Source organism: Nocardia sp. NPDC056100 (genome assembly GCF_042266325.1).
Lineage (GTDB): Bacteria > Actinomycetota > Actinomycetes > Mycobacteriales > Mycobacteriaceae > Nocardia.
On sequence record NZ_JBHJVY010000003.1, the window covers coordinates 1,261,118 to 1,284,525 of the forward strand.

Annotated in this window: 20 protein-coding genes; 12 read left to right on the top strand and 8 right to left on the bottom strand. The window is 67.0% G+C overall.

The genetic code is table 11. The features are described 5' to 3' along the window. Positions 1-132: 132 nt before the first annotated feature. The 5 genes from ACFC0O_RS28005 to ACFC0O_RS28025 form a co-directional block, all read right to left on the bottom strand. Positions 133-1,293: a hypothetical protein gene (locus tag ACFC0O_RS28005; RefSeq protein WP_375962790.1), complete on the bottom strand. Its 1,161-nt coding sequence runs from the start codon at positions 1,291-1,293 to the stop codon at positions 133-135. A gap of 29 nt (positions 1,294-1,322) precedes the next feature. Then, a complete protein-coding gene (locus ACFC0O_RS28010) occupies positions 1,323-2,699 on the bottom strand; it encodes a HAMP domain-containing sensor histidine kinase (RefSeq protein WP_364641358.1) in 1,377 nt (458 codons plus the stop codon). Positions 2,700-2,703: 4 nt separating this feature from the next. After that, positions 2,704-3,420: a response regulator transcription factor gene (locus ACFC0O_RS28015; RefSeq protein ID WP_364641355.1), complete on the bottom strand. Its 717-nt coding sequence runs from the start codon at positions 3,418-3,420 to the stop codon at positions 2,704-2,706. Positions 3,421-3,436: 16 nt separating this feature from the next. After that, complete coding sequence (locus ACFC0O_RS28020) at positions 3,437-3,823, bottom strand: hemophore-related protein (protein WP_375962793.1); 387 nt, start codon at positions 3,821-3,823, stop codon at positions 3,437-3,439. A gap of 136 nt (positions 3,824-3,959) precedes the next feature. Then, entirely contained in the window at positions 3,960-6,080 is a 2,121-nt protein-coding gene (locus ACFC0O_RS28025) for an AMP-binding protein (RefSeq protein ID WP_375962795.1), read from the bottom strand. 337 nt (positions 6,081-6,417) lie between these two features. On the opposite strand from ACFC0O_RS28025, the gene ACFC0O_RS28030 reads away from it, so the two are divergent. From ACFC0O_RS28030 to ACFC0O_RS28060, 7 genes are all read left to right on the top strand, one after another. After that, positions 6,418-10,749, top strand: coding sequence for an ATP-binding protein (locus tag ACFC0O_RS28030; RefSeq protein ID WP_375962798.1), 4,332 nt, complete (start codon positions 6,418-6,420; stop codon positions 10,747-10,749). Further along, on the top strand, positions 10,746-11,159 hold the full coding sequence (locus ACFC0O_RS28035) for a roadblock/LC7 domain-containing protein (RefSeq protein ID WP_029930951.1): 414 nt from the start codon (positions 10,746-10,748) through the stop codon (positions 11,157-11,159). Before ACFC0O_RS28030 ends, ACFC0O_RS28035 begins: the two co-directional genes overlap by 4 nt. Positions 11,160-11,166: 7 nt before the next feature. Then, the gene (locus ACFC0O_RS28040) at positions 11,167-11,541 is read left to right on the top strand and encodes a DUF742 domain-containing protein (protein ID WP_364641343.1); all 375 of its coding nucleotides are present in this window, start codon (positions 11,167-11,169) and stop codon (positions 11,539-11,541) included. Then, positions 11,522-12,124: an ATP/GTP-binding protein gene (locus ACFC0O_RS28045; protein ID WP_297623101.1), complete on the top strand. Its 603-nt coding sequence runs from the start codon at positions 11,522-11,524 to the stop codon at positions 12,122-12,124. Before ACFC0O_RS28040 ends, ACFC0O_RS28045 begins: the two co-directional genes overlap by 20 nt. Before the next feature lie 62 nt (positions 12,125-12,186). Then, a complete protein-coding gene (locus ACFC0O_RS28050; protein WP_375962802.1) occupies positions 12,187-13,734 on the top strand; it encodes a carboxyl transferase domain-containing protein in 1,548 nt (515 codons plus the stop codon). 139 nt (positions 13,735-13,873) lie between these two features. Further along, positions 13,874-14,182, top strand: coding sequence for a hypothetical protein (locus tag ACFC0O_RS28055; RefSeq protein WP_375962805.1), 309 nt, complete (start codon positions 13,874-13,876; stop codon positions 14,180-14,182). Between the two features lie 104 nt (positions 14,183-14,286). Then, positions 14,287-15,144 carry an aldo/keto reductase gene (locus ACFC0O_RS28060; protein ID WP_375962808.1) on the top strand — a complete coding sequence of 286 codons (858 nt, stop codon included), beginning with the start codon at positions 14,287-14,289 and terminating at the stop codon, positions 15,142-15,144. 3 nt (positions 15,145-15,147) lie between these two features. Here ACFC0O_RS28060 and ACFC0O_RS28065 read toward each other — a convergent pair whose 3' ends face one another. Beyond that, entirely contained in the window at positions 15,148-15,789 is a 642-nt protein-coding gene (locus tag ACFC0O_RS28065) for a TetR/AcrR family transcriptional regulator (protein ID WP_375962811.1), read from the bottom strand. Between the two features lie 87 nt (positions 15,790-15,876). Between ACFC0O_RS28065 and ACFC0O_RS28070 the strand changes: the two genes are divergently transcribed. Beyond that, positions 15,877-16,899 carry an NAD-dependent epimerase/dehydratase family protein gene (locus ACFC0O_RS28070; RefSeq protein ID WP_375962813.1) on the top strand — a complete coding sequence of 341 codons (1,023 nt, stop codon included), beginning with the start codon at positions 15,877-15,879 and terminating at the stop codon, positions 16,897-16,899. A 24-nt stretch (positions 16,900-16,923) separates the two neighbouring features. Here the strand turns inward: ACFC0O_RS28070 and ACFC0O_RS28075 are convergent, their stop codons facing one another. Then, on the bottom strand, positions 16,924-18,123 hold the full coding sequence (locus ACFC0O_RS28075) for an FAD-dependent oxidoreductase (RefSeq protein WP_375963904.1): 1,200 nt from the start codon (positions 18,121-18,123) through the stop codon (positions 16,924-16,926). A 34-nt stretch (positions 18,124-18,157) separates the two neighbouring features. On the opposite strand from ACFC0O_RS28075, the gene ACFC0O_RS28080 reads away from it, so the two are divergent. From ACFC0O_RS28080 to ligD, 4 genes are all read left to right on the top strand, one after another. Beyond that, positions 18,158-18,883, top strand: coding sequence for an enoyl-CoA hydratase (locus ACFC0O_RS28080; protein WP_375962816.1), 726 nt, complete (start codon positions 18,158-18,160; stop codon positions 18,881-18,883). Between the two features lie 41 nt (positions 18,884-18,924). After that, complete coding sequence (locus ACFC0O_RS28085; RefSeq protein WP_375962818.1) at positions 18,925-20,046, top strand: MBL fold metallo-hydrolase; 1,122 nt, start codon at positions 18,925-18,927, stop codon at positions 20,044-20,046. Positions 20,047-20,076: 30 nt separating this feature from the next. Next, on the top strand, positions 20,077-20,406 hold the full coding sequence (locus tag ACFC0O_RS28090) for an antitoxin (RefSeq protein WP_364641316.1): 330 nt from the start codon (positions 20,077-20,079) through the stop codon (positions 20,404-20,406). Between the two features lie 177 nt (positions 20,407-20,583). Beyond that, the gene (gene ligD, locus ACFC0O_RS28095; RefSeq protein WP_375962821.1) at positions 20,584-22,536 is read left to right on the top strand and encodes a non-homologous end-joining DNA ligase; all 1,953 of its coding nucleotides are present in this window, start codon (positions 20,584-20,586) and stop codon (positions 22,534-22,536) included. Positions 22,537-22,542: 6 nt separating this feature from the next. On the opposite strand, the gene ACFC0O_RS28100 is transcribed toward ligD, so the two are convergent. Next, positions 22,543-23,190: a YitT family protein gene (locus tag ACFC0O_RS28100; RefSeq protein ID WP_375962823.1), complete on the bottom strand. Its 648-nt coding sequence runs from the start codon at positions 23,188-23,190 to the stop codon at positions 22,543-22,545. Positions 23,191-23,408 lie beyond the last annotated feature (218 nt).

Here is a 23,408-nt window from a genome sequence, read left to right on the forward strand (position 1 = left end):
CTGGGGGTGGAGCCGTGGCGCGGGTGGGGCAGGAGCGTCAAAAACTGATCGATTAGAACAATTCGGTCATGAGTGTAACCGGAAGAACCGCCGATTGTTGCTGATTGTTTGCCAACGCTTTATTGGCGCAGATTATTTGCGGACGATCTCCACCGGATCGGTGAGCGCCGACGCGATCGCCGACTGCTGCGGCACCCCGCGCTGCGGCAGCGCGTTCAACGCCTGCGTGGCCTGATTGCCCAGCGTGGTCGTGACCGCCTGCAATTGCGACACCCCCGAGGTCAGCGCGTTCAACGCCGCGACCAGCTGCGTCTTGCCCTGATCCGCCAGCGCCGGAATGCTCGCGGCCAGCTGCCCGCCCTGATTCAACTGCGCACTCGCGTCACCCAGGCGGGTCGCGCCATCGTGCAGCAACTGCCCGATCCGCGTTTCGGGGGTGACGGTGGTGCCGACCAGATCGCCCACCCCGTTGAGCTGGCCTCCGGCCTGGTTCGCCACGACCTGCAAACCCTGCAGCTGAGTGATGATGCTCGCCAACTGCGGATCGCCCGCGAACGGCAGCCCCTGCAGCAGCGGCACGATGGCATTGATGCCCGAACTCAGCTGATCGGCCGCCTGTGACACCTGTCCGACGGTGACCCCGGTCGAATCCAGCGCCGTGCCGAGATCATTCGCCTGCTTCGTGGCCGCGCCGACCGTGGTGTTCAACTCGGTGATGGCCGAAGTGATCTGTCCCGCACCGGCTTTCGCCTGATCCAGGAAGGCCAGCATCTCATCGGCCCCGGAGCCGAACTGCTGTGCGCCGTCGGCGGCGGCCTGTACGCCCGCGCTCAGCAGCGTGCTGGTCATGGAGACCTGCTGCAATTTCCCGCGCGCGCTGTTCATCGAGGCGAAAAGGGTGTCGAGTCCGGACGCGCTGATTTTCTTTGTCACGTCATTCACCGCATCGTTCACGATATTCGTGTCGGCGCGATCATTGGTCGTCACCGTCACCTGCGCCCGCTGCGGTTTATCGGTGCCGAGCGAGGCGATATCGGCGGACAGTTCGGTGGGCAGTGTGATGATCACCGCGTAATCGTCGGTGCTCGCCGAATCGACCACATCCCACTCGCGAGTTCCGCTGTCCTGCAACGCCCTTGCGATTTTGGCCCCGGTGGGCCCGGTATCGCCGTTGATGAGCGCCACCCCGGTGGGCGCGGGCGATATGCGCAGATACGCGATCACACCGGTGGTGACCGCGGCTACCAGTAGGAGAGCGAACAGGGCCAGCCGAGTGCGATTTTTTCCCAACACTATTAAGACCGTAGAGGTACCTATTGCCGTCAGCTCTGGCGTTTCTCTGAGAATTCGGTAAACACTGGGGTATCCGGCAATTCCAGTACCAGTCGCACGCCGCCGAGCAGTCCATCGTCGAAATAGGCTCGCCCACCGTGCAATTGCGCCTGCTGTGCCACCAGCGCCAGCCCCAGCCCGGATCCGCCCTTGGCGGCCTGACTGCCGCGCGCGAAGCGTTCGAAGACGGTGGCGCGTTCGGCGGCGGGAATGCCGTGCCCATTGTCGTCGACGCTGATCACTATGTGCCCGAACGGATCTCGATGCGCCGAGACCAGCGCCTCGGTCGCGCCGCCGTGCCGTGCGGAATTGGCCAGGGCATTGTCGATGGCCAGGCGCAGCCCGGTGGGCAGGCCGCGGGTGACGAGTTCGGCATCGGTGTCGATGCGCACCTTCAGATTCGGGAAGTGCCGGTTGGCATCGTGTGCGGCGGCATCGATGAGTTCGGCCACATCGGTGGCCACGTGATCGCGGGCATTGGTGAGGTCCCCGGCGGCGAGCCGTTCCAGCGCCGCGAGGGTGGATTCCACCCGGTTCTGCCCGCGATGCAGGTCGATGAGGATTTCCGCGCGCTGCGCCTCGTCCAGGTCCAGGGTGCGCAGCACTTCCAGATCGGTGCGCATGGCGGTGAGCGGGGTGCGCAGTTCGTGTGCGGAGACGGCGGCGAAATCGCGGGCGGTCTCCAGCGCGGCGGCGGTTTCGGCCTGTGCCCGGTCGATGCGCTCCAGCATGGTGTTGACCGCGTCGGCGAGCATTTCCGATTCGCGCACCCCGTGCCCGTCCACGGGCAGCGGGCCGCCGGGTTCACCGTGCCGGTCCAGTTGCCGGGTCAGGTTCGCGATCGGCCGCACCGCGCGCCCGCCGAACAGCCAGCCCAGTCCGGCCGCCGCGGCCACGGCCAGCAGCGCCGCCCACAGCACCCAGCGCCGCTGCGCGGCCGTGGTGCGCTCATTCTCGGTGGTCGGAATACCAAGGGAGACAACACGTCCGGAGGGTTGATTCTGGGTGGTGGTGAGCACCCGGTAGGTATTGCCGTCCACGGTGACGGTGTGATTCCCGACCGGTAGCGCGGGCAGCTGCACCGAGGTGCTGGCCAGTGACCCGTCGGCATTGCGCACGGTCAGCGCCATATCGTTGGTGGGTCCGAGCACGCCGAGCACGGTCACCGCGAGCACCGGTTCGATGAGCACCACCCGCGAGGTGACGGCCAGCTGCTGATCGGCCTGCGCGAGATTATTGCGCTCGATGGCGTACATGGTGAACCAACTCAGCGCCGCCACAATGATTGTCGCGCCGAGAGCGGCCGCCGCGGCGACGCGCGCCCGCAGTGAATACGAGCGGCGTCGCGGACTGCGCGGGCGGTTCACGGCGTCATTTCGGCGCGCGCAGCACGAATCCGACGCCGCGAATGGTGTGCAGCAGCCGGGGTGTGCCGTCGGTCTCGAGTTTGCGGCGCAGATAGCCGACGAAGACGTCCACCACATTGGTGTCGGCGGCGAAGTCGTAGCCCCACACCAGTTCCAGCAGTCGTTCCCGGCTCAATACCACCCCGGCGCTGCGCGCCAGTGTGGACAGCAATTCGAATTCCCTTTTGGTGAGCTCGATTTCGTCGCCGTGCAGCAGTGCGCGATATCCGGCGACGTCGACTTCCAAGGGCCCCACCGTGATTCCGCCCGGCACCGAGGACGGCGGCACATCACTGCGCCGCCGCAGCAGCGCCTTGATCCGCGCCACCAGTTCGGCCAGCACGAACGGTTTCACCAGGTAGTCGTCCGCCCCGGATTCCAGTCCGGCGATGCGGTCGTTGACCGAACTGCGCGCGGACAGCACGCAGATCGGCACCTCGTTGCCCATGGCGCGCAGGGCGGTGACCACGCCCGCGCCGTCCAGGATGGGCATATTCATATCGAGCACGATGGCATCGGGTGCGGTCTCGTTGACCGCGCGCAGCGCCTGCGCGCCGTCCCGGGCGATGACCACCCGGAAGCCCGAGAGCCGGAGCCCGCGTTCGACCGAGACAAGAACATCCTCGTCGTCATCGACGACCAGGACAGTAGGTAACTCGCCGCGTTCGCCCACGGGTTCCATTGTCGCAGTCTCTGCCTCAGTAGTTGTGGCAGGTGTCGGCGACGGTCTGGATGGTGGCGGCCATACCGGAGGCGCGCGGATCGTTCGCGGCGGAGTTCGCGGCGTCCGGGTTATCGCGCACGTAGGCGTCGAATTCGGCCTGGCGCTGCGCGGGCGACTGATCGAACTTGGCCTTCAATTCGGCCTTCTGCGATGGGTTCTGGTCCAGCAGCGAGGCCAGGGCGGGGGCCTTGTCGTGCAGTGCGGCGTCGACCTGGGCGAAGGTGCAGGTCGAATTCAGCAGCGGCGCGGCCAGATCCAGCGGGCTCGCGGAGGCGGTGGCGGGGGCCAGTGCGATCGCGACGGTGGCGAGCGCACCGGCGCCGAAGACTGCGGCGGTCCGGTGGTTACGGACGAAACTCATGTATCGGCCTTTCTCAGCGGTACACGGGTCCTGCGACCCGTGCCCGCCCGACGCTAGGCCACCGCCATGGGAGTCCCGTGAACGATCTCTGAGAAAACCGTGTGGGTGCCCGAATTCGCCCCGGTCAGCGCGTGATTCAGGCGGAGGGCGCGGTATCTCCGCTCGGCGCGGCGGCATTGGGGTCGATGCGCCGGAACGGGGTGGTGGCCGCGGTCGCGGCATCGGCGGCCGCGATGCGCTCCTTATCCTCCATCAGCGTCACCGCATCGCGGATCTGCTTCTCCAGGGTGGGCAGCATGCCCGCGTCCTCGATGGTGGGCGGCACCTCGAAGGTCTCGCCCGCCGCGATCTGGCGCATGGTGCGGCGCAGGATCTTTCCCGATCGGGTCTTGGGCAGCGAGGTCACCGCGACCACGTCGTACAGCGTGGCGATGGCGCCGACCCGATCCCGCACCCGCTCGATGACCTGGGCGCGCAACTCCTCGGGCGCGATATCGACACCGGCCTTGAGCACCACGTATCCGATGGGCCGCTGGCCCTTCAGCTCATCCGGCACCCCGACCACCGCGGTCTCGGCGACCAGCGGATGTCCGGCGATGGCGGCCTCGATGCCGCCCGCGGACAGGCGATGTCCGGCCATATTGATCACATCGTCGCTGCGGCCGAGCACGAACAGATAGCCGTCCTCGTCGAAGAAGCCGGAGTCGCCGGTCAGATAGTGCCCGGGATAGGCGGAGAGATAGGAGCGCTCGAAGCGCGCGTCATCACGCCACAGCGTGGTCAGCGTGCCGGGCGGCAGCGGCAGCCCGATGACGATATTGCCCTCGGTATTCGGCGGTACGGCGTTGCCCTCCGAATCCAGTACTCGCAGCCGATAACCGGGCACGGGAACCGAGGCCGATCCGGCCTTGATCGGAAGCTGTTGCAGTCCAAGCGGATTGGCGCAAATGGGCCAGCCCGTCTCGGTCTGCCACCAGTGATCCACCACCGGGCAGTCCGGCCGATCGGCGAGCAGGGTGTCGACCGACCATTCATAGGTGGCCGGATCCAGCCGCTCACCGGCGCAGAACAGCGCGCGCAGGGTGGACATGTCATGCCGCTTGGCCAGCGCCGCTTCGGGATCGGCGCGGCGGATGGCGCGCAACGCGGTTGGCGCGGTGAACATCACATCGACCTTGTAGTCCTCGATGAGCCGCCAGAACGTGCCCGCGTCCGGTGTCCCGATCGGCTTGCCCTCGTAAAGGATGGTGGTCGCCCCGACCAGCAGCGGCGCGTACACGATGTACGAATGCCCCACGACCCAGCCGATATCGGAGGTCGTGAGCATGGTCTGCCCGGCATTGACGTCGTAGATATTGCGCATCGACCAGGCCATCGACACCGCGTGCCCGCCGTTGTCGCGGACCACGCCCTTGGGCTTTCCGGTGGTGCCGGAGGTGTAGAGGATGTACAGCGGATCGGTCGCGGCCAGCGAAACCGGTGCGGCCGGTTCGGCGTCGCGGATCGCCTCATCCCAGTCCAGCCAGCGCGCGGCCACGGTCTGTGACGAATCAGGCAGATATTCGGTGGCGGCCTGTGCCGCGGAGAAGCGCAGTTCGGGAAAGCCGTCCCGCGCTTTGACCAGCACATTGCGCGGTGCGGTGGTCTCGGCGATATCCAACGCCTGCAACACGATCGGCGGGTATTCGATACGGCGGCCGGGTTCGAGCCCACCGGAGGCTGTGATGATCAGCACAGGTTCCGCGTCATCGATGCGAGCGGCCAATTCGTGCGCCGCGAAGCCGCCGAAAACCACCGAATGCACCGCACCGATGCGAGCACAGGCGAGCATCGCGATAACGGATTCCGGAATCATCGGCATATATATGACGACTCGATCGCCGGTTTTCACACCGAGTCGCACCATGGATCCGGCAAATCGGGCGACTTCGTCCAGCAGCTGTGCGTATGTGTAAACACGCCTGGTGCCGGTCATAGCGGAGTCGTATATTAGGGCGGGCTGATCGGCGCGACCCCCCTCTTGACCGCCGGAACCGCCCTCCGAGGGTGTGATCTCGCGCACATGACGATCAAGTGCGTTGTAGGAGGTGTTGAGGCGAGCGTCCGGGAACCAGCGCGCGGTCGGGCGCGCATTCGAGTCGAGGATCTGGGTGGGCGGAACATCCCAGCTGATGGATTCGGCCGCGGTGCGCCAGAACTCCGAGGGATCGACCAGGCTCAATTGATACGCCGGTCGGTACTCCTGCTTCGCGTTCAACCCCGTGACTCCCTAGCTCCGCAGCACGCATGTGAAGGGCATGGATGCCCGCCTCGATAGATCAGCCTGATTGTGGCAGACTTCACGCGACGTCCGGGCGGACGCCGCGACCTTTGATAATGCCTGCAAACGGCTGGTCAGAGACTGGTGGTTGCCAAGAGGTCACACAAGAAGTTATTGATCCGTTAGAATCGCATGTCACATATTTCGGCCGTCTTGGACGCAATTTCTCGGCCAGCCGCAGTTCTCGGCCAGCTCCGTCTGTCGAGCCCAGCGTGCGATCGCGGAGGCTCGCTGATGGCGCGTGGCTTGGGCCAGTTTGGAAAGTGAGTGGGAGATGCGTGACGCCGCAAGGTCCGGCAGCAATAAGCGCTGGGCGCTGAGCAACTGGGACCTGCGATGGAAGGTGACGGCGGTGCTCGCCGTCCCGCTGTTGGTCGCCGTCGTGCTGGGTGCGTCGAGGATCTCGGCAGAGTTCGCGGAGTCCAGCAGGCAGGGGAACGCGGTCGACCATGTCGCCGTTATTCCGGCGATCACCGGTTTGAGTGCCACGGCCGCTTCGGTGGTCGGTGGTCAGATGGTCCAGCTCGGCCCGAACCAGTCGATCACCACCGAACCCGAATTGGCGAGCCTGGATACCGCTATTCAGTTCGCCGAGCGCGCGGTCTCATCGCTGTCCGATCTCCCGAGTGCGCGTGCCGCGCTCGATGACATGATCACCGCTTCCAAAGCGGTTCGCGCCAATGGACTGGCGCCGCTCAAGACCACCGCCGAGGGCATCAACACCATCGAGCGGATTCGCGGTAACAGCGTCCGGACCGTGGAGAGCATCGTCTCCACCATCGCCGATAAGAACGTCGATCAATCCAAACTACGATTGGTCGACTCGCTGAACACCCGTGCCGTGCTGGTCGGCGAGGTCGCCGGTTTCGCGGACGCGCTGCGCAGCAATCCGAAGGACGGATTGCGCGATATCCAGATCGGTATCAGCACCGAGCGGCAGCTGCTCGCGGTCATGGCGCATCGGTTCGCCGACGGCGATCCGATCATCGCGGAGCTACAACGCCTGGTGGACACCCGTCTGCAGCTGGTCACCAGCCCGCAGGCGCAGGCCGGTCAGCTGCCGGTCTCGGATCTGAAGGATTCGCTGGTCTCCAGCGTCGAGAACTATCAGACCATCGGCACCAATTCGACCAAGGACATCGTGTCCCGAGTCGACGTGCTCGCGTCCAATGCGCGCGGCGACGCCATCCGCTACACCGTGATCGTCATCGCCACCATTCTCGGCGCGCTCGCGCTGGCCGTGTTGATCGCGCGCGCGATGATCGTGCCGCTGCGCCGTCTGCGCCTGGCCGCGCTCCGCGTCGCCGAATACGACTTGGCGCAGGAGGTCTCGCAGCTGCGTGACGGCGCCGATCCGGAAGACGTGCCGCTGGAGCCCATGCCGGTGCACACCGATGAGGAAATCGGTCAGCTGGCTCGCGCCGTCGACGATATCCACGGGCAGGCGCTGCGTCTGGCCGCCGATCAGGCCTCCATGCGTACCCAGGTCAACGATATGTTCGAGACCCTGGCGCGGCGCTCGAAGTCCCTTGTCGACCATCAGCTCTCGCTCATCGAGGCGATGGAGTACGACGAGAAGGACCCGCGCCTGCTCGAAAACCTCTTCCGCCTGGACCATCTCGCGGCGCGTATGCGTCGTAACGGTGACAACCTGCTGATTCTGGCCGGCACCAAACAGCGCCGCACCAAGTCCGCGCCCGTCGAGATCGCGGACGTGCTGCGTGCCGCCATCTCCGAGGTGGAGGACTACGAACGCGTCAAGCTGGGCGCGACCCCGCGTGGTGCGCTCACCGAACCGGCCGCCTCCGATATGGCGCACCTGTTCGCCGAGTTGCTCGATAACGCGCTGCGCGCCTCGCCGCCGGAGACGGACGTGAAGTTCACCTTCGCGCAGGCGCACGATCAGGGTTTGCTCATCGAGGTCGCGGACCGCGGTATCGGTATGCCCCCGGCTGAAATGGCCGAGATCAACCGGCGTTTGGAATCCACCGCCGAGGTGGGTCCGGATACCGCGCGGCATATGGGTCTGTTCGTGGTCGGCCGCCTGGCCGAGCGCCACGGCCTGAGCGTGCGACTGCGCCCGACCTTCGATACCGCCCGCGATCCCGGCGTCACCGTGACGGTGCACGTGCCCAAGCCGCTCATCGTGGCGGCGGGCGGTGCCATTTCGGTGCCGCCGCAGGGTAATCCGCAGCAGCCGGCCCCGGCCGCGCAGGGTGCGGGGAATCAGCAGGGCGCGCCGTCCTCCATGCAGATGCGTGCGGTCACCCGCACCGCGACCGGCAATGTCATGGTCACGGTGGATCCCGGTGTGAGCGGGCCGATTCCGGCCGGTGCGCCGGGAGCGCCCGGAGCACCGGCTCCGGCGGCCGCCTCGGGCGGTGCCTCGACGGGTCTGCCGCAGCGTTCGCCGGGTACCAACGTGCCGGGTGGTCTGCCCGGTAGCGGTGGCGGTCTCGGCGGTGGCGGACTTGCCGGTGGCGGTCTCGGCGGCGGTCTGCCGCAGCGTCAGCCGGGCGTGAACGGTCCGACCGTGAAGCACACCGTGGCCACCCCGTCGGTGGACAGACCCGGTGGGCTACCCCAGCGCGATCCGGGTGCGAATGGTCCGGCCGCGCCGGGTGCGCAGCCTGCCGCGAATCTGCCGCAGCGCCCGCCGGGCGATGGCCCGGCCCGGCCCGGCGGCGGTCTCGCCGCCAATATGCTTCGCCGCCAAGGTGGTCCGGGTGGTCCCGGTGGACTGCCCCAGCGTCCGGGTGGCCCCGGTGCGCCGGGTGGTCCGGGTGCACCGGGTGGTCTCGGCAACTCCGGCGGTCCGGGTGGTCCCGGCGGTCCGGGTAAGGGTGTCGGCCTCGGTGGCTCCAATGGTCTCGGTGGATCGGGTGACTCGGGTCTGACGCAGCGCGGTCCGGTACCGCCGCAGCGGGATGGTCTGGCTCCGCGTGATCCGGCGACCGGGCTTCCGCAGCGCGGTGGCGCTGATCAAGCGAACGGTTCGGCGTCCGGCGGTCTGCCGCAGCGCCAGCCGGGCACCAATGGCGCACCGGGTCGTGAGCCCAGTGTCGGCCTGCCGCCGCAGCGTTCCGCCCAGGGCGGACTGCCCACCCGTGAGCCGGGTGCCAATGGCGCGCCCGCGCGTGATGGTTTGCCGCAGCGCGGTGAGGCCGCAGGTGGTCTCCCGCAACGTGATTCGGGTCCGACCAACCGTCCGCAGCCGCCGCAGCGCGGTGGCGCGGATGCCGCCGCCGGTGGTCTGCCGCAGCGTGGTGACGCCGCGGGTGGTCTCCCGCAACGTGATTCGGGTGCGGGGAACCGTCCGCAGCCGCCGCAGCGCGGTGGTGCTGATGCCTCCGGTGGTCTGCCGCAGCGCGGTGGCTCCGACGCCCTGTCGGGTGGTCTCCCGCAGCGTGGCGGTTCGGATGCCCTGTCGGGTGGCTTGCCGCAGCGCGGTGGTTCGGATGCCCTGTCCGGTGGTCTGCCGCAGCGCGGTGATTCCGATGCTCTCTCGGGTGGCTTGCCGCAGCGCGGAAGCGGAGCGGATGGCGGCCCGCAGGGTCGTCAACAGCCGCCGCAGCGCGGTGGCCAGGATTCCCTCTCGGGCGGCCTGACTCAGCGTGATCCGTCCGCCGGTGGTCTCCCGCAGCGAGACGGCGGCAATGGTCTGCCGCAGCGGGATCAGTCCGGTGGTCTGCCGCAGCGCGATACGGGCAGGCACGGCCTGCCGCAGCGCGGTGGTGCCGATGCCGCGGGTGGTTTGCCGCAGCGCGGTGGCTCGGATACCGGCTCCAACGGTCTGCCGCAGCGTGATTCGGGTCAAGCGCTGGGTGGTGGAGCGGCGCAGCGTGGTGGCGATCAGGCCGGTGGCCTGCCGCGTCGTGCGCCCGGTGGCAATGGCGCGCCTGGCGCACCGCAGCAGGAAGCCGCGTTCGGCGGTCAGCCGCAGCGTCCGGGTGGTCTGCCCCAGCGTGGTGCGGATCCGGCCGGTAGTGGTTTGCCGCAGCGCGACGGCGGCTTGCCGCAGCGCGGTGGCACCGATGCGGGTGCGCCCGGTTTGCCGCAGCGCGGCGCCAGTGGTCTGCCGCAGCGGGATCCGGGTGCGGGTCTGCCGCAGCGGCCGGCTCCGCTGCCGGGTCTGGGTCTGCCGCAGGGTGATTCGGGTGATCCGAAGGACCGCGGCCGGCACAGTTTCCGTTCGAATCCGCAGAAGGCGGCCTCGTTCTTCCAGACCCGGTTGCAGCCCGCGACGGGTGAGGATCAGGCCTCCATGGGTACGCCGATCTTCGCTGAGATGATGTCGGCGTGGTTGTCGGATCCGAGCGCGGAGCGATCCCATGTGGCCTCGTCCTTCGAATCACCGGGTGATGAGGGTTGGCAGGCCGCGCAGCGGGTAAACGAGTCCGAGCCGCAGCGCCGTACGGCCGCGGGTCTGCCGCAACGTGATCCGGGTAACCGACTTGTGCCGGGCGGTGTCAACGGAAACGCTGACAAGGCGGCCCATCGCGACCCAGAATCCATCAGGTCGAGTCTGAGTCGGCATCAGCAAGGTGTCCGGGATGGCCGTGCGATGAAAGAAATGAACCTAACCGGAGATAAAGGAGACCGATGAACCCCGATCTAGGTGGTACGAAGCGTCAGCTGGATTGGCTGGTTTCGAATTTCGCCAATGAGGTTCCGGGCGTCGCACACGCGGTTCTGGTTTCGGCGGATGGTCTGCTGATGGCCGCGAGCGCGCAACTGCCCGTGGATCGTGCCGAGCAGCTGTCTGCCGTGACCGCGGGCCTCGCGAGCCTGTCGGTGGGCGTGTCCAATCTGTTCGAGGGCGGCACCGTCCTGCAGTCGGTGGTCGAGATGGAGCACGGTTACCTGCTCCTGATGGCCGTCGGCGACGGTTCCTACCTCGCGGTGCTCACGAATACCTCGTGCGACATCGGCCAGGTTGGATACGAAATGGCGTTGTTGGTCGAGCGAGTGGGCCAGACAGTCCAGGCCACACCTCGCGTCACGATGGGTTCCTGATGGCGGGATGGACATAGACAACGAACGCATCGGTAGCGCCGAGCCGAGCCTCGTTCGCCCGTATTCCCTGACTGCCGGCCGTACCCGGCCGAAGGTGGAATTGGCGTTGGAGGCGCTCGTCGCATCGCATCCGGTCGCCCTCGAGCGGCAGTTCGAACTCACCAACATCGAGACGTCAATCGTGGAGTTGTGCAGAGAATCGCCGTCTGTCGCCGAGGTCGCCGCGCGCCTGGGTATCCCGATCGGGGTGGCCCGGGTGCTGGTCGCTGATCTGATCGAAGCCGGCCATGTACGGGTTTCGGCGACATTGAAAGACGATTCCAGCGACGATGAACGTCGCGAGCTGATCGAAAGGGTTCTCAGTGGACTCCGGCGTATTTGATTCGACGACACAGGTCGATACGCGCACCAGCAAGCCCACGTCGGCCAAGATCGTGGTCGCCGGTGGGTTCGGTGTGGGTAAGACGACCCTGGTAGGTGCCGTCTCGGAGATCGTTCCGCTGCGCACCGAAGCTCTGGTGACCAATGCCAGTGTGGGCGTGGACTCCCTCACGGGTGTTCCGTCGAAGGCCACCACCACGGTGGCCATGGATTTCGGCCGTATCAGCCTGGCCGATGATCTGGTGCTCTACCTGTTCGGCACGCCCGGCCAGTACCGCTTCTGGTTCATGTGGGACGACCTCATCAAGGGCGCCATCGGCGCGGTGGTGCTGGTCGATACCCGTCGCCTGGAGGACAGTTTCGCCGCCGTCGATTATTTCGAGGCACGGAACCTACCCTTCCTGGTGGCGATCAATGAATTCGATGATGCGCCAAGGTATCCGGTGGAGGACATTCGTCAGGCGCTCGCGGTGCCCGCCGATGTCCCCATCCTGTCGATGGATGCCCGTCGCCGGGAACCGGTGAAGCAGGCGCTGGTCGCTGTCACCGAGTACGCGCTGCGCAAGGTCGTGCAGGGCTACTAGCAGGACGACGCGGCCTCCGGCGTTGCCCGCAGCGATGTCGGAGTCCGGTTAAGCTCGCGCGCGTGAAGACCTCGGCGCGAGAGTTGCTCGGCGAGTTGCTGGATCCCGGTTCCTTCGAGAGCTGGGATCTACCGCCGATCCCTGTCCAGGCTTCTTCCGCGTATCGGGCGGAGTTGGACGTAGCGGCGATGAAGGCCGGCATCGATGAGTCGGTGCTGACCGGTGCCGGAATGTTGCGCGGACGGCCGGTGGCCGTGATCGCATGCGAATTCGCCTTTCTCGCAGGGTCTGTCGGGGTTGCCGCGGCCGAGCGCATCGTGTCGGCGGTGGAGCGCGCCACCGAGCTGGGTCTGCCGCTGCTGGCCTCGCCGACTTCGGGTGGTACCCGAATGCAGGAGGGCACAGTGGCTTTCGTGCAGATGGTGAAGATCGCCGGAGCTGTCGCCGTGCACAGGTCCGCCGGGTATCCATATCTGGTGTATCTCCGCAATCCGACCATGGGTGGCGTCTTCGCCTCGTGGGGATCGTTGGGGCACATGACATTCGCCGAACCTGGCGCGCTGATCGGTTTTCTCGGACCGCGCGTCTACAAGGCACTTTACGGCCGCAGCTTCCCCGAGGGGGTGCAGACCGCAGAAAATCTGTACCACAGCGGCGTCATCGACGGCGTGGTGCCGATCTCGGTGTTTCGCCGGATCGCGCATCGGGCCCTGAATGTGCTGTGCGACGGTCCGCAGCCGCTCACCGAAATGGACGGTGACACCCGCGATTTCGACAATGGCGTGGGCATTCTGCAGGCCGGGCACGAACTGCGCGGTCCGGCGCTGCAGGTCGGGAATGATGTGCCCGCGTGGCAGTCGGTGCTGATCTCCCGGCGTGCCGATCGTCCGGGCATTCGCGAACTGCTCCGGCATGCGACCGACCGAGTTCCGTTGTCCGGCACCGGACAAGGTGAATCCGACCGGACGGTTGTGCACGCGCTGGCGCGCTTCCGCGGTCAGCCATGCATCGTCTTCGGCCACGACCGCGCGGGCCAGTCACCCGACCAGACCATGGGTCCGGCGGCGCTGCGCGAGGCGCGCCGCGCCATGCATCTGGCCGCCGAATTGCATGTGCCGCTGGTGCTGGTGATCGACACCATCGGCGCATCGCTCTCCCGCGAGGCCGAGGAGCGCGGCCTGGCTCCCGAAATAGCCCGCTGTCTGGCCGATCTCGTCACCCTCGACACCCCGACGGTCTCGGTGCTGCTGGGGCAGGGGAGTGGTGGCGGCGCGCTGGCGCTGCTGCCCGCCGACCGCGTGCTGGCCGCCGCCAATGGCTGGCTGGCCCCGCTGCCGCCGGAGGGTGCGAGCGCGATCGTCTACCGCGATACCCTGCACGCCCCGACAATGGCCGCGCGACAGGGCATTCGGGCGACGGAATTGCGGTCCAACGGGATCGTTGACCGCATCGTCCCCGAATATCCCGATGCCGCGGACGAAGCGGTGGATTTCGCGCTGCGCATGGTGTCGGCCATCGCGGCGGAGGTCGCGGACCTGACCGCCAAGCCGCTGGCTGAACTCCGCGCGGTCCGGCAGCTCCGCTATCGAAGGCTGGGGCTGCCCGAGTAGCGCTGCCGATGATCTTCGGGACACCGGTTTCGGGGGCTCACTGAAATGCTCGAATTTTACTATTGTCTCGAGATGACAGTTGGAAGTGCTTGCGGTGTAATGGAATTGCTTCCGTGAGTGGGTAACACGGAGGTTCTGCATGTACCGAACTGCTCGTCTCGTCATGATCGGAGCGGTCGCGGCCGCGGCGTTGACCACCGGCGCCGCGTCCGCCTCGGCCGATACCGGTTCGGCGAATCCCGGTTCGCTCGGCACGCTTTCGGCGAATACCGGTTCGAGCCCCGGCCTGCTGGTCAATCTGCTCACGGCCGGTTCCTCCGGTGCGGGCTCCTCGATCGGCGGCAATTCGCTGTCGTACCTGATCGAGCAATTGCTCATCAATTCCGGTTCGTTCACGCGCTGCCAGCTCAGCACCACCGACGATCCGTCCTGCGTCATCTGGCACTGATCGAATATCTGCTGGAAGTTAGCCCGCTCACATATCGCCATCCTGGCCTGACACGCGCGGGCGCGTGGTTGACGCCCAGGTGAACCACTTCTACGGTCGGAATGGTGACTTACCGGAGCGAGACCAGCGCAGTCCCCTCGATCGTCCTCAATGACGGCCATGTCATGCCCAAGCTCGGCTTCGGTGTGTTCAAGGTCGAATCGGGTGACACCGTCGACACCGTGGCGACCGCGCTGCAGGTCGGCTACCGGAGTATCGATACCGCGGCCATCTACGGCAACGAGTCGGAGGTGGGCCGCGCGCTCGCCGATTCGGGGCTGCCGCGCGATGAACTCTTCATCACCACCAAGCTGTGGAATCGCAATCAGGGCTATGACTCGACCCTGCGCGCCTTCGACGAGAGCATGAAGCGTCTGGAACTGGATGTTCTGGACCTCTATTTGATTCACTGGCCGATTGCCGAGTCCGGTTTGTACGTGGACACCTTCCGGGCGCTGCAGGCGCTCAAGGCGCAGGGCCGGGTCACCTCCATCGGCGTCTCGAATTTCACCCGCGAACATCTGGAGCGGGTCATCGAGGAGACCGGTGAGACCCCCACCGTGAACCAGATCGAATTGCACCCGTATCTCGCGCAGACCGAGTTGCGCGCCTTCCACGCCGAGCACGGCATCATCACCGAGGCGTGGAGCCCGCTGGGCCGGGGCGCGGAGCTGGAGGACGCGACCATCGCCGCCGTCGCGCAGGAGGTGGGCCGCACGCCCGCGCAGGTGATCCTGCGCTGGCATATGCAGCTCGGTAATGTCGCAATCCCGAAGTCGGTCACCGCCTCTCGCATCGCGGAGAACTTCGAGGTCTTCGATTTCGAGCTGACCCAGGATCAGGTGACGCGAATCAGCGCCCTGGACAACGGCACTCGCATCGGCCCGAATCCGGACGAGTTCCAGGTGGACGCGCCTGCCTGAGGTTCAGGGCCTCGGCGTTCCGGCCTGCGGCCACCGGCTGTCGAGGAGGTCGGCGAACATGCGGGTGACCCGATCGGCGAGGGCCGATGCGGTGGTTCCCATTTGGGCGGAACGCAATTCGAGTTTGCCGTCCACCGTGAGCGATGCCAGGCCGTGTGCGAGGCTCCACAGCGACAGGGCCAAGGTCTCGGCATCCTCGGGCGGCAGGCCGCCGGTGCGGGTGGCGTCGTCGATGATGCCCTCGAGGACGGCGTAGGCGGCATCGCCCGCGGCCTCGGTCTCGGGATGTTTCTCGGGCTGATGCAGTTCGGGCCGGAACATCAGCCGGAAGTACCCGGGGGACGCCCGCGCGAATTCCACGTACGCCACGGTCATGCGGATGATCGCGTCGCGCGGTCCGTCGGCTTGTTCGCGAGCTGAGATCAATTGCGCGCCAAGCTGTTCGAAGCCGCGCGTGGAAATCGCCGCCAGTAGCGCGGCTCGGTCGCTGAAGTGGTGGTACGGCGCGCCGGGGCTGACGCCCGCTTCGCGTGCGACCCGGCGCAGGCTCACCGCTGCCAAACCCTCGGTCTCGATGAGGTGCAGCGAGGCGCGCAGCAGCTCTTCGCGGAGGTCTCCGTGGTGGTAGCGGTCCTTGGTCGGCATGGGATGAGCGTAAGGGGTTGACTTCGGCGTGCCCTTGAATCTATACATTGTTTAGATTCTAAACACTGCTCAGATTGGAGCCGTCCCATGTCGGATCTCGTTCTCGTCACCGGCGCCTCGGGCTATCTCGCCGGGCATGTCATCGATGAATTGCAAGGTCAGGGCTATCGCGTGCGCGGCACGGTGCGCTCACTCGCCAAGGCCGCCGAACTCACCCACCTGACCGGAGTCGACTTCGTACCGGCCGATCTGGACTCCGACGCGGGGTGGGCGGAGGCCGTGGCGGGCTGCCGTTTCGTGCTGCACACCGCCTCGCCCTTCCCGCCCGCCGAACCCGAACACGAGGACGAACTGGTGCGCCCCGCGGTGGACGGCGCGCTGCGGGTGCTGCGCGCCGCGGCGGCCGCGGGTGTGCAACGGGTGGTGCTCACCTCATCGGTGGCGGCCGTCATGCGCGGGCACGGCGATCGGGTACTTACCGAGGACGACTGGTCGGATGTCAACGCCTGCAACGCCTATGAGAAGAGCAAGACCCTGGCCGAACGCGCCGCTTGGGATTTCGCGGCGGCGCATCCGGAACTCGAACTGGCCGTGATCAATCCGGGCATGATCCTGGGCCCGGTGCAGCGCGCCGCCGCCGGAACCTCGGTCGATGCCGTGCGCATCCTGCTGGCCCGGGAAATGCCGGGCCTGCCCGATCTCGGCTTCTCCACGGTCGATGTTCGCGATGTGGCCGTCGCGCACCGGCTCGCCATGGAACTGCCGCGGGCCGTGGGCAATCGCTACATCTGCGCGGGCGAACAGGTCGCGCTACCGGAGATGGCGCGTGCGATCGCCACCGAATACCGCGTCCCGACCCGGGTGCTGCCCGATTGGCTCGTCCGACTGAGCGCCCGTTTCAATCCCGCCGCCGCGACCGCCGCCCGCTACCTGGGCCGCACCGAACACGTCAGCGCCGCCAAGGCCCGGGACGAACTCGGCTGGACCATGCGCCCGGTCCAGCAGACCCTGCTCGACACCGCCGCCAGCCTGATCCGCTTCGGCGTCGTCGCCGACCCCGGCACCCCGCGCGGCAAGGCCCCCCGCCCCACCCCGCAAGCCGTCGCCTGACCGAATTCCCACACCGTGAGATGGTCACACAGTATGCAGCCCAAGGTATTTGGTGAGCTCCACTGCTGCCGCCCGCCCCGCGCGGTTGGCCCCGATGGTGCTCGCCGACGGCCCGTACCCCAGCAGATGGATGCGCGGATCAGCCGCCACCTGTGTGGCGAGCTGCCCGGTCATGGTGATCCCGCCACCCGGCCCGCGCAGCCGCAGCGGAGCGAGATGATCGAGGGAACTGCGGAACCCGGTGGCCCACAGAATCACGTCGGCGGCCTGGAAAGTGCCGTCGGCCCAACGGATTCCACCGGGTTCGATGTGATCGAACATGGGTTTGCGATCGAGCACGCCGCGTGCGCGGGCGGCGCGCACCCGGTCGTCCTCGGGCAGTCCGGTCACCGACACCACCGAGCCCGGCGGCAGTCCGCGCCGCACGCGATCCTCCACCATGGCGACCGCCGCGCGTCCGGCCTCCGGTCCGAACTTGCTGTCCCGGAACACCGGTTCGCGCCGGGTGACCCAGGTGGTGTCGGCGACCCGCGAAATCTCGTCCAGCAGTTGGATTGCCGTGATTCCGCCGCCGACCACGACCACATGCTTACCCGCGAATTCGCCGGCGGTGTTGTAGTCGTGCGCGTGCAACTGTCGTCCCGCGAAGGTGTCCGCGCCGCGATAGAAGGGAATGAACGGTTTATCCCACGTCCCCGTGGCGTTGATGAGCCCGCGGCTGCGAATATCGCTGTCCACGACCGGTTTAACGACCGAAGGGTCCGTGTGATCGAGGCTTACCGGCCGCACCTCGGAGTGCAGCAATCCGTCCACCTCGGCATCCGGGCAGGTGGCATCGGTCGCCCGATCGCACACCACACTCACCGATACCGGCCGATGCACGCGCAGGTCGAACCGCTTCTCGTACAACTCGAAGTAGTGCGGTACCGCGGTGGCGGCCTGCGCGTTCTCGGACCCGTCCGGCAGCGTCTCCTCGAAGGACATTCCGGGCAGATCGTGCACGCGGTTCACTGTGCTCAATGTCAAAGAAGGCCAGCGGAACTGCCACGCGCCGCCCGCCGCGGGCGCGTGGTCGACAATCAGAAAGTCCTGTTCGGGGCGTAATCCGAGTCTGCGCAGGTGGTACCCGACCGACAATCCGGCCTGGCCCGCACCGATCACCAGGATCTCGACATCGGGTGTTGCTGTCACGGACCCGACGGTACGCCCGCTTACAGTGAACATGTCCATGGGTACGTAGCACAGTGGGGAAGGACAAATGCTCGGAGTCAGCCGTGATGGCGATGTCGTCACCATCGAACTGCAGCGTCCGCAACGGCGGAACGCACTCAACGAAGAGCTCGTGCGGTTGCTGCGCGATGCGATCGAGGAGGCCGCGGGGTCGGCTCGGGTGATCGTGCTGACCGGTCAGGGTCCGCTGTTCAGCGCGGGCGCGGATCTGGACGGCGTCTATTCGGACAGTTTCCTGGGTGCGCTGCTCGGCATGCTGCGCGCCATCGAGACCGCACCGGTGCCGGTGATCTCCGCGATCAACGGGGGCGCGCTGGGTGCGGGCGTGCAATTGGCCATCGCCTCGGATCTGCGGGTGATGAGCCCGGATTCGTTCATCGCCATTCCGGCCGCGAAACTCGGTATCTCCGTGGATCGTTGGACGGTGCGGCGACTATCCACGCTGATCGGGCCGGGTCCGGCGCGCACCATTCTGCTGGGCGCGGAACGGGTGCAGGCGCAGGACGCGTACAACTTCGGTTTCGCCAATAAGATCGGCACGCTCGAGGACGCGCAGATGTGGGCCAAGCAGATCGCCGAGCTGGCTCCGCTCTCGCTGCGTCATATGAAGCTGGTTTTCAACGATGACGGCAGCCGCGGTGATGACACCGCCGAACAGAGCGCCGCCCTGGCCGCGGCCTGGGCCAGCGCCGATGCGCAGGAGGCACGGGTGGCTCGGTTGGAGAAGCGTTCCGCGAGATTCGAGGGCCGATGAACGACAAGCGCTTGGGCGCGAATGCGCGGAGACTGGCTGGTATGGCAGCGGGTGCATTCGGAATCTCCTGGGTGGTGCGGGCGGCATGGGGTATCCCCAATGCCATGGGTGCGTCGATCAATGCGATCGCGCCGACCGCGACCGGGGCGACGACCTATCGGAACAAGCAGTTTCACAACACCGAACCGAGTTCGCAGCTCACCGGTTCGGGACTGGAACTGCTGTATCAGCTACTGACACAACGCAATACGGGCAGGCCGCCGGGTGCGATCCCGCTGGAGACGCCGGTGGTGCCGGAACAGGCCGCCGATCTCGCGGTCACCTGGTACGGGCACGCCAGCTGTCTGGTCGAGGTGGACGGCTACCGGGTGCTCACCGATCCGGTGTGGAGCGAACGGGTTTCGCCGTCCGCGCTGGTCGGTCCGGCCCGGCTGCATCCGGTGCCGACGCCGCTGGAGGCGTTGCCGCCGGTGGACGCGGTGCTCATCTCGCATGACCATTACGACCATCTGGACCGCGATACCGTCGAAACGCTGGTGCAGACCCAGGACGCGGTGTTCATCGTGCCGATCGGTATCGGCGCGCATCTGCGGCACTGGGATGTCCCGGCCGATCGCATCGTCGAATTGGATTGGGCCGCTTCGGTTTCCCTGTCCGAGCTGGAGCGTGCGCATCCGGACGGCACCGATCTGGTCATCACCTGCTCCGAGGCCAGGCATTTCTCCGGTCGCGGTCTGGTGCGCAACACCACGCTGTGGGCGTCCTGGTCCATCGCCGGTCCGACCCGCCGGGTGTATTTCGGCGGCGATACCGGTTACACCAAGGCATTCGCGGAAGCGGGCGCGCGGCTGGGCCCGTTCGATCTGACTCTCCTTCCCATCGGCGCGTACGACCGGCACTGGCCGGACGTGCACATGAATCCCGAGGAGGCGGTGCGCGCACACGCCGATCTGTGTGTCGGCGATCCCGGATACGGGGTTTTGGTTCCCATCCACTGGGCAACCTTCAATCTGGCCTTCCACGGCTGGTCGGAGCCGGTTCGCCGGATGGTCGCCGCCGCGAAAGACGCCGGTACGACGGTCGCCGTGCCCAAGCCGGGACAGCGGATCGACCCGATTGGCCTCCCATCAGGGGATACGTGGTGGGAAGATGTGCGCGAATGACCGAAGACCGAGAGTGAAGGAGCAGGGACTGTGAGTCTGATTGACACGCTCAAGGGACTGGTCGGCAAGGGCAAGGAAGTGGCGGCCCAGAACGCCGAAAAGATCGAAAGCGCGGTCGACAAGGCCGGCAATGTGATCAATGACAAGACCGGCGGCAAGTACTCGTCGCAGATCGACAAGGGTACGGCCGCGGTCAAGAACGCGATTCCGGCCGATGCTCCGGCGGAGGCGCCCGCGCCCGCCGCCGAGCCCGCACCGGCCGAAGCCGCGGCCGCGCCCGCACCGGAGCCCGCACCCGAACCCGCTCCGGAACCGGCCCCCGCGCCGGAACCGGCTCCGGGAGATCAGCCACCGGCCTGATTTTCGCCGCCGCCCCCGTCATTCCGGCGGGCTTTTGGCCGGAATCCACTGCCCGCGAGGTGTGGATTCCCGGCCGTAAGCCATGCCGCGATGACGGGGTGAGCCGACCGTCGGCTTCGGACCCGGGAAGCCGTGGGCTGGCGGGAATATCCCGCACCCGGCCCTAGACTGCTGCCTATGGGGTCCCGCCGGGATTTCGGGGGTATCGAGGTTGGGCTCACCAACCTCGACAAGGTGCTGTATCCGGCCACCGGCACCACCAAGGGCGAGGTGATCGACTACTTCACCGCCATCGCCCCGGCACTGCTGCCGCATATCGCACTGCGGCCGGTGACTCGCAAACGCTGGCCCAACGGGGTCGAACAGGGCTCTTTCTTCGAGAAGAATCTGGCCGAGCACGCGCCGAAGTGGCTGGCGCGCCGCACCGTTCCGCATTCGGACCGCCCGGTGACCTATCCGCTCATCGATTCGGTGGCCGGTATGGCCTGGCTCGGACAGCAGGCCGCGCTGGAAGTGCATGTGCCGCAATGGGTTTTCGACGGGGAGACGCGCGGTCCGATCACCCGGCTGGTATTCGATCTGGATCCCGGCCCGGGAGCGGGGCTGTCGGAATGCGCGGAGGTGGCGCTGATCCTGCGGGATGTGGTGCGCGAGGTCGGACTGGACGCGTACCCGGTCACCAGCGGCTCCAAGGGAATTCACGTCTACGTGCCGTTGGATCGGCGGGTCGCCGCAGACGGTGCGTCGGCGGTCGCCAAACAGGTGGCGTCGAATCTGCAACAGCTGCGACCGGAATTGGTGACCGCGAATATGGCCAAGTCCGAGCGCGCGGGCAAGGTGCTGCTGGACTGGAGCCAGAACAATATGGCCAAGACCACCATCGCACCGTATTCGCTGCGCGGCCGCGCTGAGCCGTGGGTGGCCGCGCCGCGCGACTGGTCGGAGATCGAACAGCGTAAGAAGCTGCGGCACTTACGATTCGGCGACGTCCTGCGCCGCTGGGAGCGCGACGGCGATCTGCTGGCCGGGCTGGACGAGCCGGTGCCGGAGCAGCCCGACAAGCTGCACGTCTACCGTTCCAAGCGCACCGCCGAACGCACGCCGGAACCGGTGCCCGCCACCGCGCCCGCGTCCTCGGACGGGAATCGCTATGTGGTGCAACGACATCAGGCGCGGCGACTGCACTGGGATGTGCGACTCGAGCGCGATGGCGTGCTGGTGTCCTGGGCGGTGCCCAAGGGGCCGCCGGTCGACACCCATGAGAATCGGCTGGCCGTGCACACCGAGGATCATCCGCTGGAGTATCTGGACTTCCACGGCTCGATTCCCAAGGGGGAGTACGGGGCCGGGGATATGGAGATCTGGGATCACGGCACGTACGAGACCGAGAAGTGGCGGGACGACGAGGTGATCGTCCGACTGCACGGTGAGCGGCTGGACGGGCGGTACGCGCTGATCCGGACCGACGGCAAACAATGGCTCATGCACCTGATGAAGGATCAGGCCGGCGAGACGGAAGATCATGGCGCGCAACCCGATTCGCGAACCAGGAAGCCGGTTCCGCTGCCGCACGGCCTGACTCCCATGCTGGCCACTCCCGGCGATGTCGCGTCTCTCGATGCCGAGCAGTGGGCCTTCGAAACACTGTGGGACAGCGTCCGCCTGATCGCGGAGATCGAGGATGACGCGGTGGCGCTGCACGATGCCAATGGCCGCGGGGTCCGCCGCTTTCCAGGATTGGCGGCCCTGGGCGGCGAATTATCCGGTCACCGTGCGGTTCTGGACGGCGCGGCGGTCGTACTCGACGATCGGGGCCGCGCCGATCCCGCGCTGTTGCGCGCCGATCCGGGCAGTGCGGTGCTGGTGGCCTTCGACGTGCTGTATCTCGACGGCACCTCACTGCTGCGCAAGCGGTACGAGGATCGCCGCCGCGTGCTGGAGGCGCTCGCCGCACGCATGCCGTCCCTGATCGTCCCGCCGCTGCTGACGGGTTCCGGTGCCGAGGCGCTGCGCACCGGCGAGGAACAGGGCGCGGCGGGTGTGCTTGCCAAGCGCCGTGATTCGGTCTACCTGCCGGGGCGGCGCGGCCGATCCTGGGTCAGCACCCGCACTCCGGGCTCGTCTCGGTAGGCACGTTCAGGCGACGGCCGGGGTGATCTCGCTTTCCGGTCGCGGTTCGGCGGTCGCGTGCACCCCGTGGAAGCCCGGCAGGAAGCGATCGACATAGGGGATGAGCAGGTGGATGAGCGGCCCTATTCCGAAGGCGTACACCAGGGTTCCGATCCCGACGCTGCCGCCGAGCACCCAGCCGATGGCCAGGACGGTGACCTCGAGTGAGGTGCGCACCATCCATACCGGCCGCCCGGTCCGGCGAACCAGTCCAGTCATCAGGCCATCGCGCGGTCCCGGACCCATGCCCGCGCCGATGTACAGCACACTCGCGACCGCGTTGAGCAGCACCGCCGCCACCATGGCCGCGATGCGCAGCGGCAGCCCGTCGATATCGGGCATCACAGTCAGCCCCACATCCACCGCGATGCTGATCACCACCACATTGCTGACCGTCCCCAGCCCCGGCTTCTGCCGCAGCGGTATCCAGGCCAGCAATACCACCGCGCCGGTGATGGCGACGACGGTTCCGAAGCTGACCGGCACATTCCCGGCCACGCCCTGGTGGAACACATCCCACGGATCCAGACCGAGCGCCGCGCGCAGCATGACCGCCATGGACCACCCGTACAACCACAACCCGAAATAGAGGGCGACCAGCCTGCGCAGCAACATGCTCCAATGGTCCAGCCCACTGGCCCGCGAAAACAGATCCAGTCATCCGATACTGGCATCTTCTTCCGGAGTCCACCCTGCCCCCGCTATTCATGAGCGTCGGCTGTGGATGACTGTGGATAGCGGGGGAGATGCTGTGCGCGTGCGCCTGTGGAATTCGGGGTACGGGTGCGCGCGAATAGCGACCGGCCAGTTCTATTCATTTGCGCCGCACCGTC

Bases quoted from the DNA above. Each gene is read 5' to 3' on its own strand.
- ACFC0O_RS28015 (WP_364641355.1), bottom strand. From the start codon at position 3,420: ATGGAACCCGTGGGCGAACGCGGCGAGTTACCTACTGTCCTGGTCGTC.
- ACFC0O_RS28020 (WP_375962793.1), bottom strand. From the start codon at position 3,823: ATGAGTTTCGTCCGTAACCACCGGACCGCCGCAGTCTTCGGCGCCGGT.
- ACFC0O_RS28030 (WP_375962798.1), top strand. From the start codon at position 6,418: ATGCGTGACGCCGCAAGGTCCGGCAGCAATAAGCGCTGGGCGCTGAGC.
- ACFC0O_RS28035 (WP_029930951.1), top strand. From the start codon at position 10,746: ATGAACCCCGATCTAGGTGGTACGAAGCGTCAGCTGGATTGGCTGGTT.
- ACFC0O_RS28040 (WP_364641343.1), top strand. From the start codon at position 11,167: ATGGACATAGACAACGAACGCATCGGTAGCGCCGAGCCGAGCCTCGTT.
- ACFC0O_RS28055 (WP_375962805.1), top strand. From the start codon at position 13,874: ATGTACCGAACTGCTCGTCTCGTCATGATCGGAGCGGTCGCGGCCGCG.
- ACFC0O_RS28065 (WP_375962811.1), bottom strand. From the start codon at position 15,789: ATGCCGACCAAGGACCGCTACCACCACGGAGACCTCCGCGAAGAGCTG.
- ACFC0O_RS28070 (WP_375962813.1), top strand. From the start codon at position 15,877: ATGTCGGATCTCGTTCTCGTCACCGGCGCCTCGGGCTATCTCGCCGGG.
- ACFC0O_RS28075 (WP_375963904.1), bottom strand. From the start codon at position 18,123: ATGTTCACTGTAAGCGGGCGTACCGTCGGGTCCGTGACAGCAACACCC.
- ACFC0O_RS28080 (WP_375962816.1), top strand. From the start codon at position 18,158: ATGCTCGGAGTCAGCCGTGATGGCGATGTCGTCACCATCGAACTGCAG.
- ACFC0O_RS28085 (WP_375962818.1), top strand. From the start codon at position 18,925: ATGGCAGCGGGTGCATTCGGAATCTCCTGGGTGGTGCGGGCGGCATGG.
- ligD (WP_375962821.1), top strand. From the start codon at position 20,584: ATGGGGTCCCGCCGGGATTTCGGGGGTATCGAGGTTGGGCTCACCAAC.
- ACFC0O_RS28100 (WP_375962823.1), bottom strand. From the start codon at position 23,190: ATGTTGCTGCGCAGGCTGGTCGCCCTCTATTTCGGGTTGTGGTTGTAC.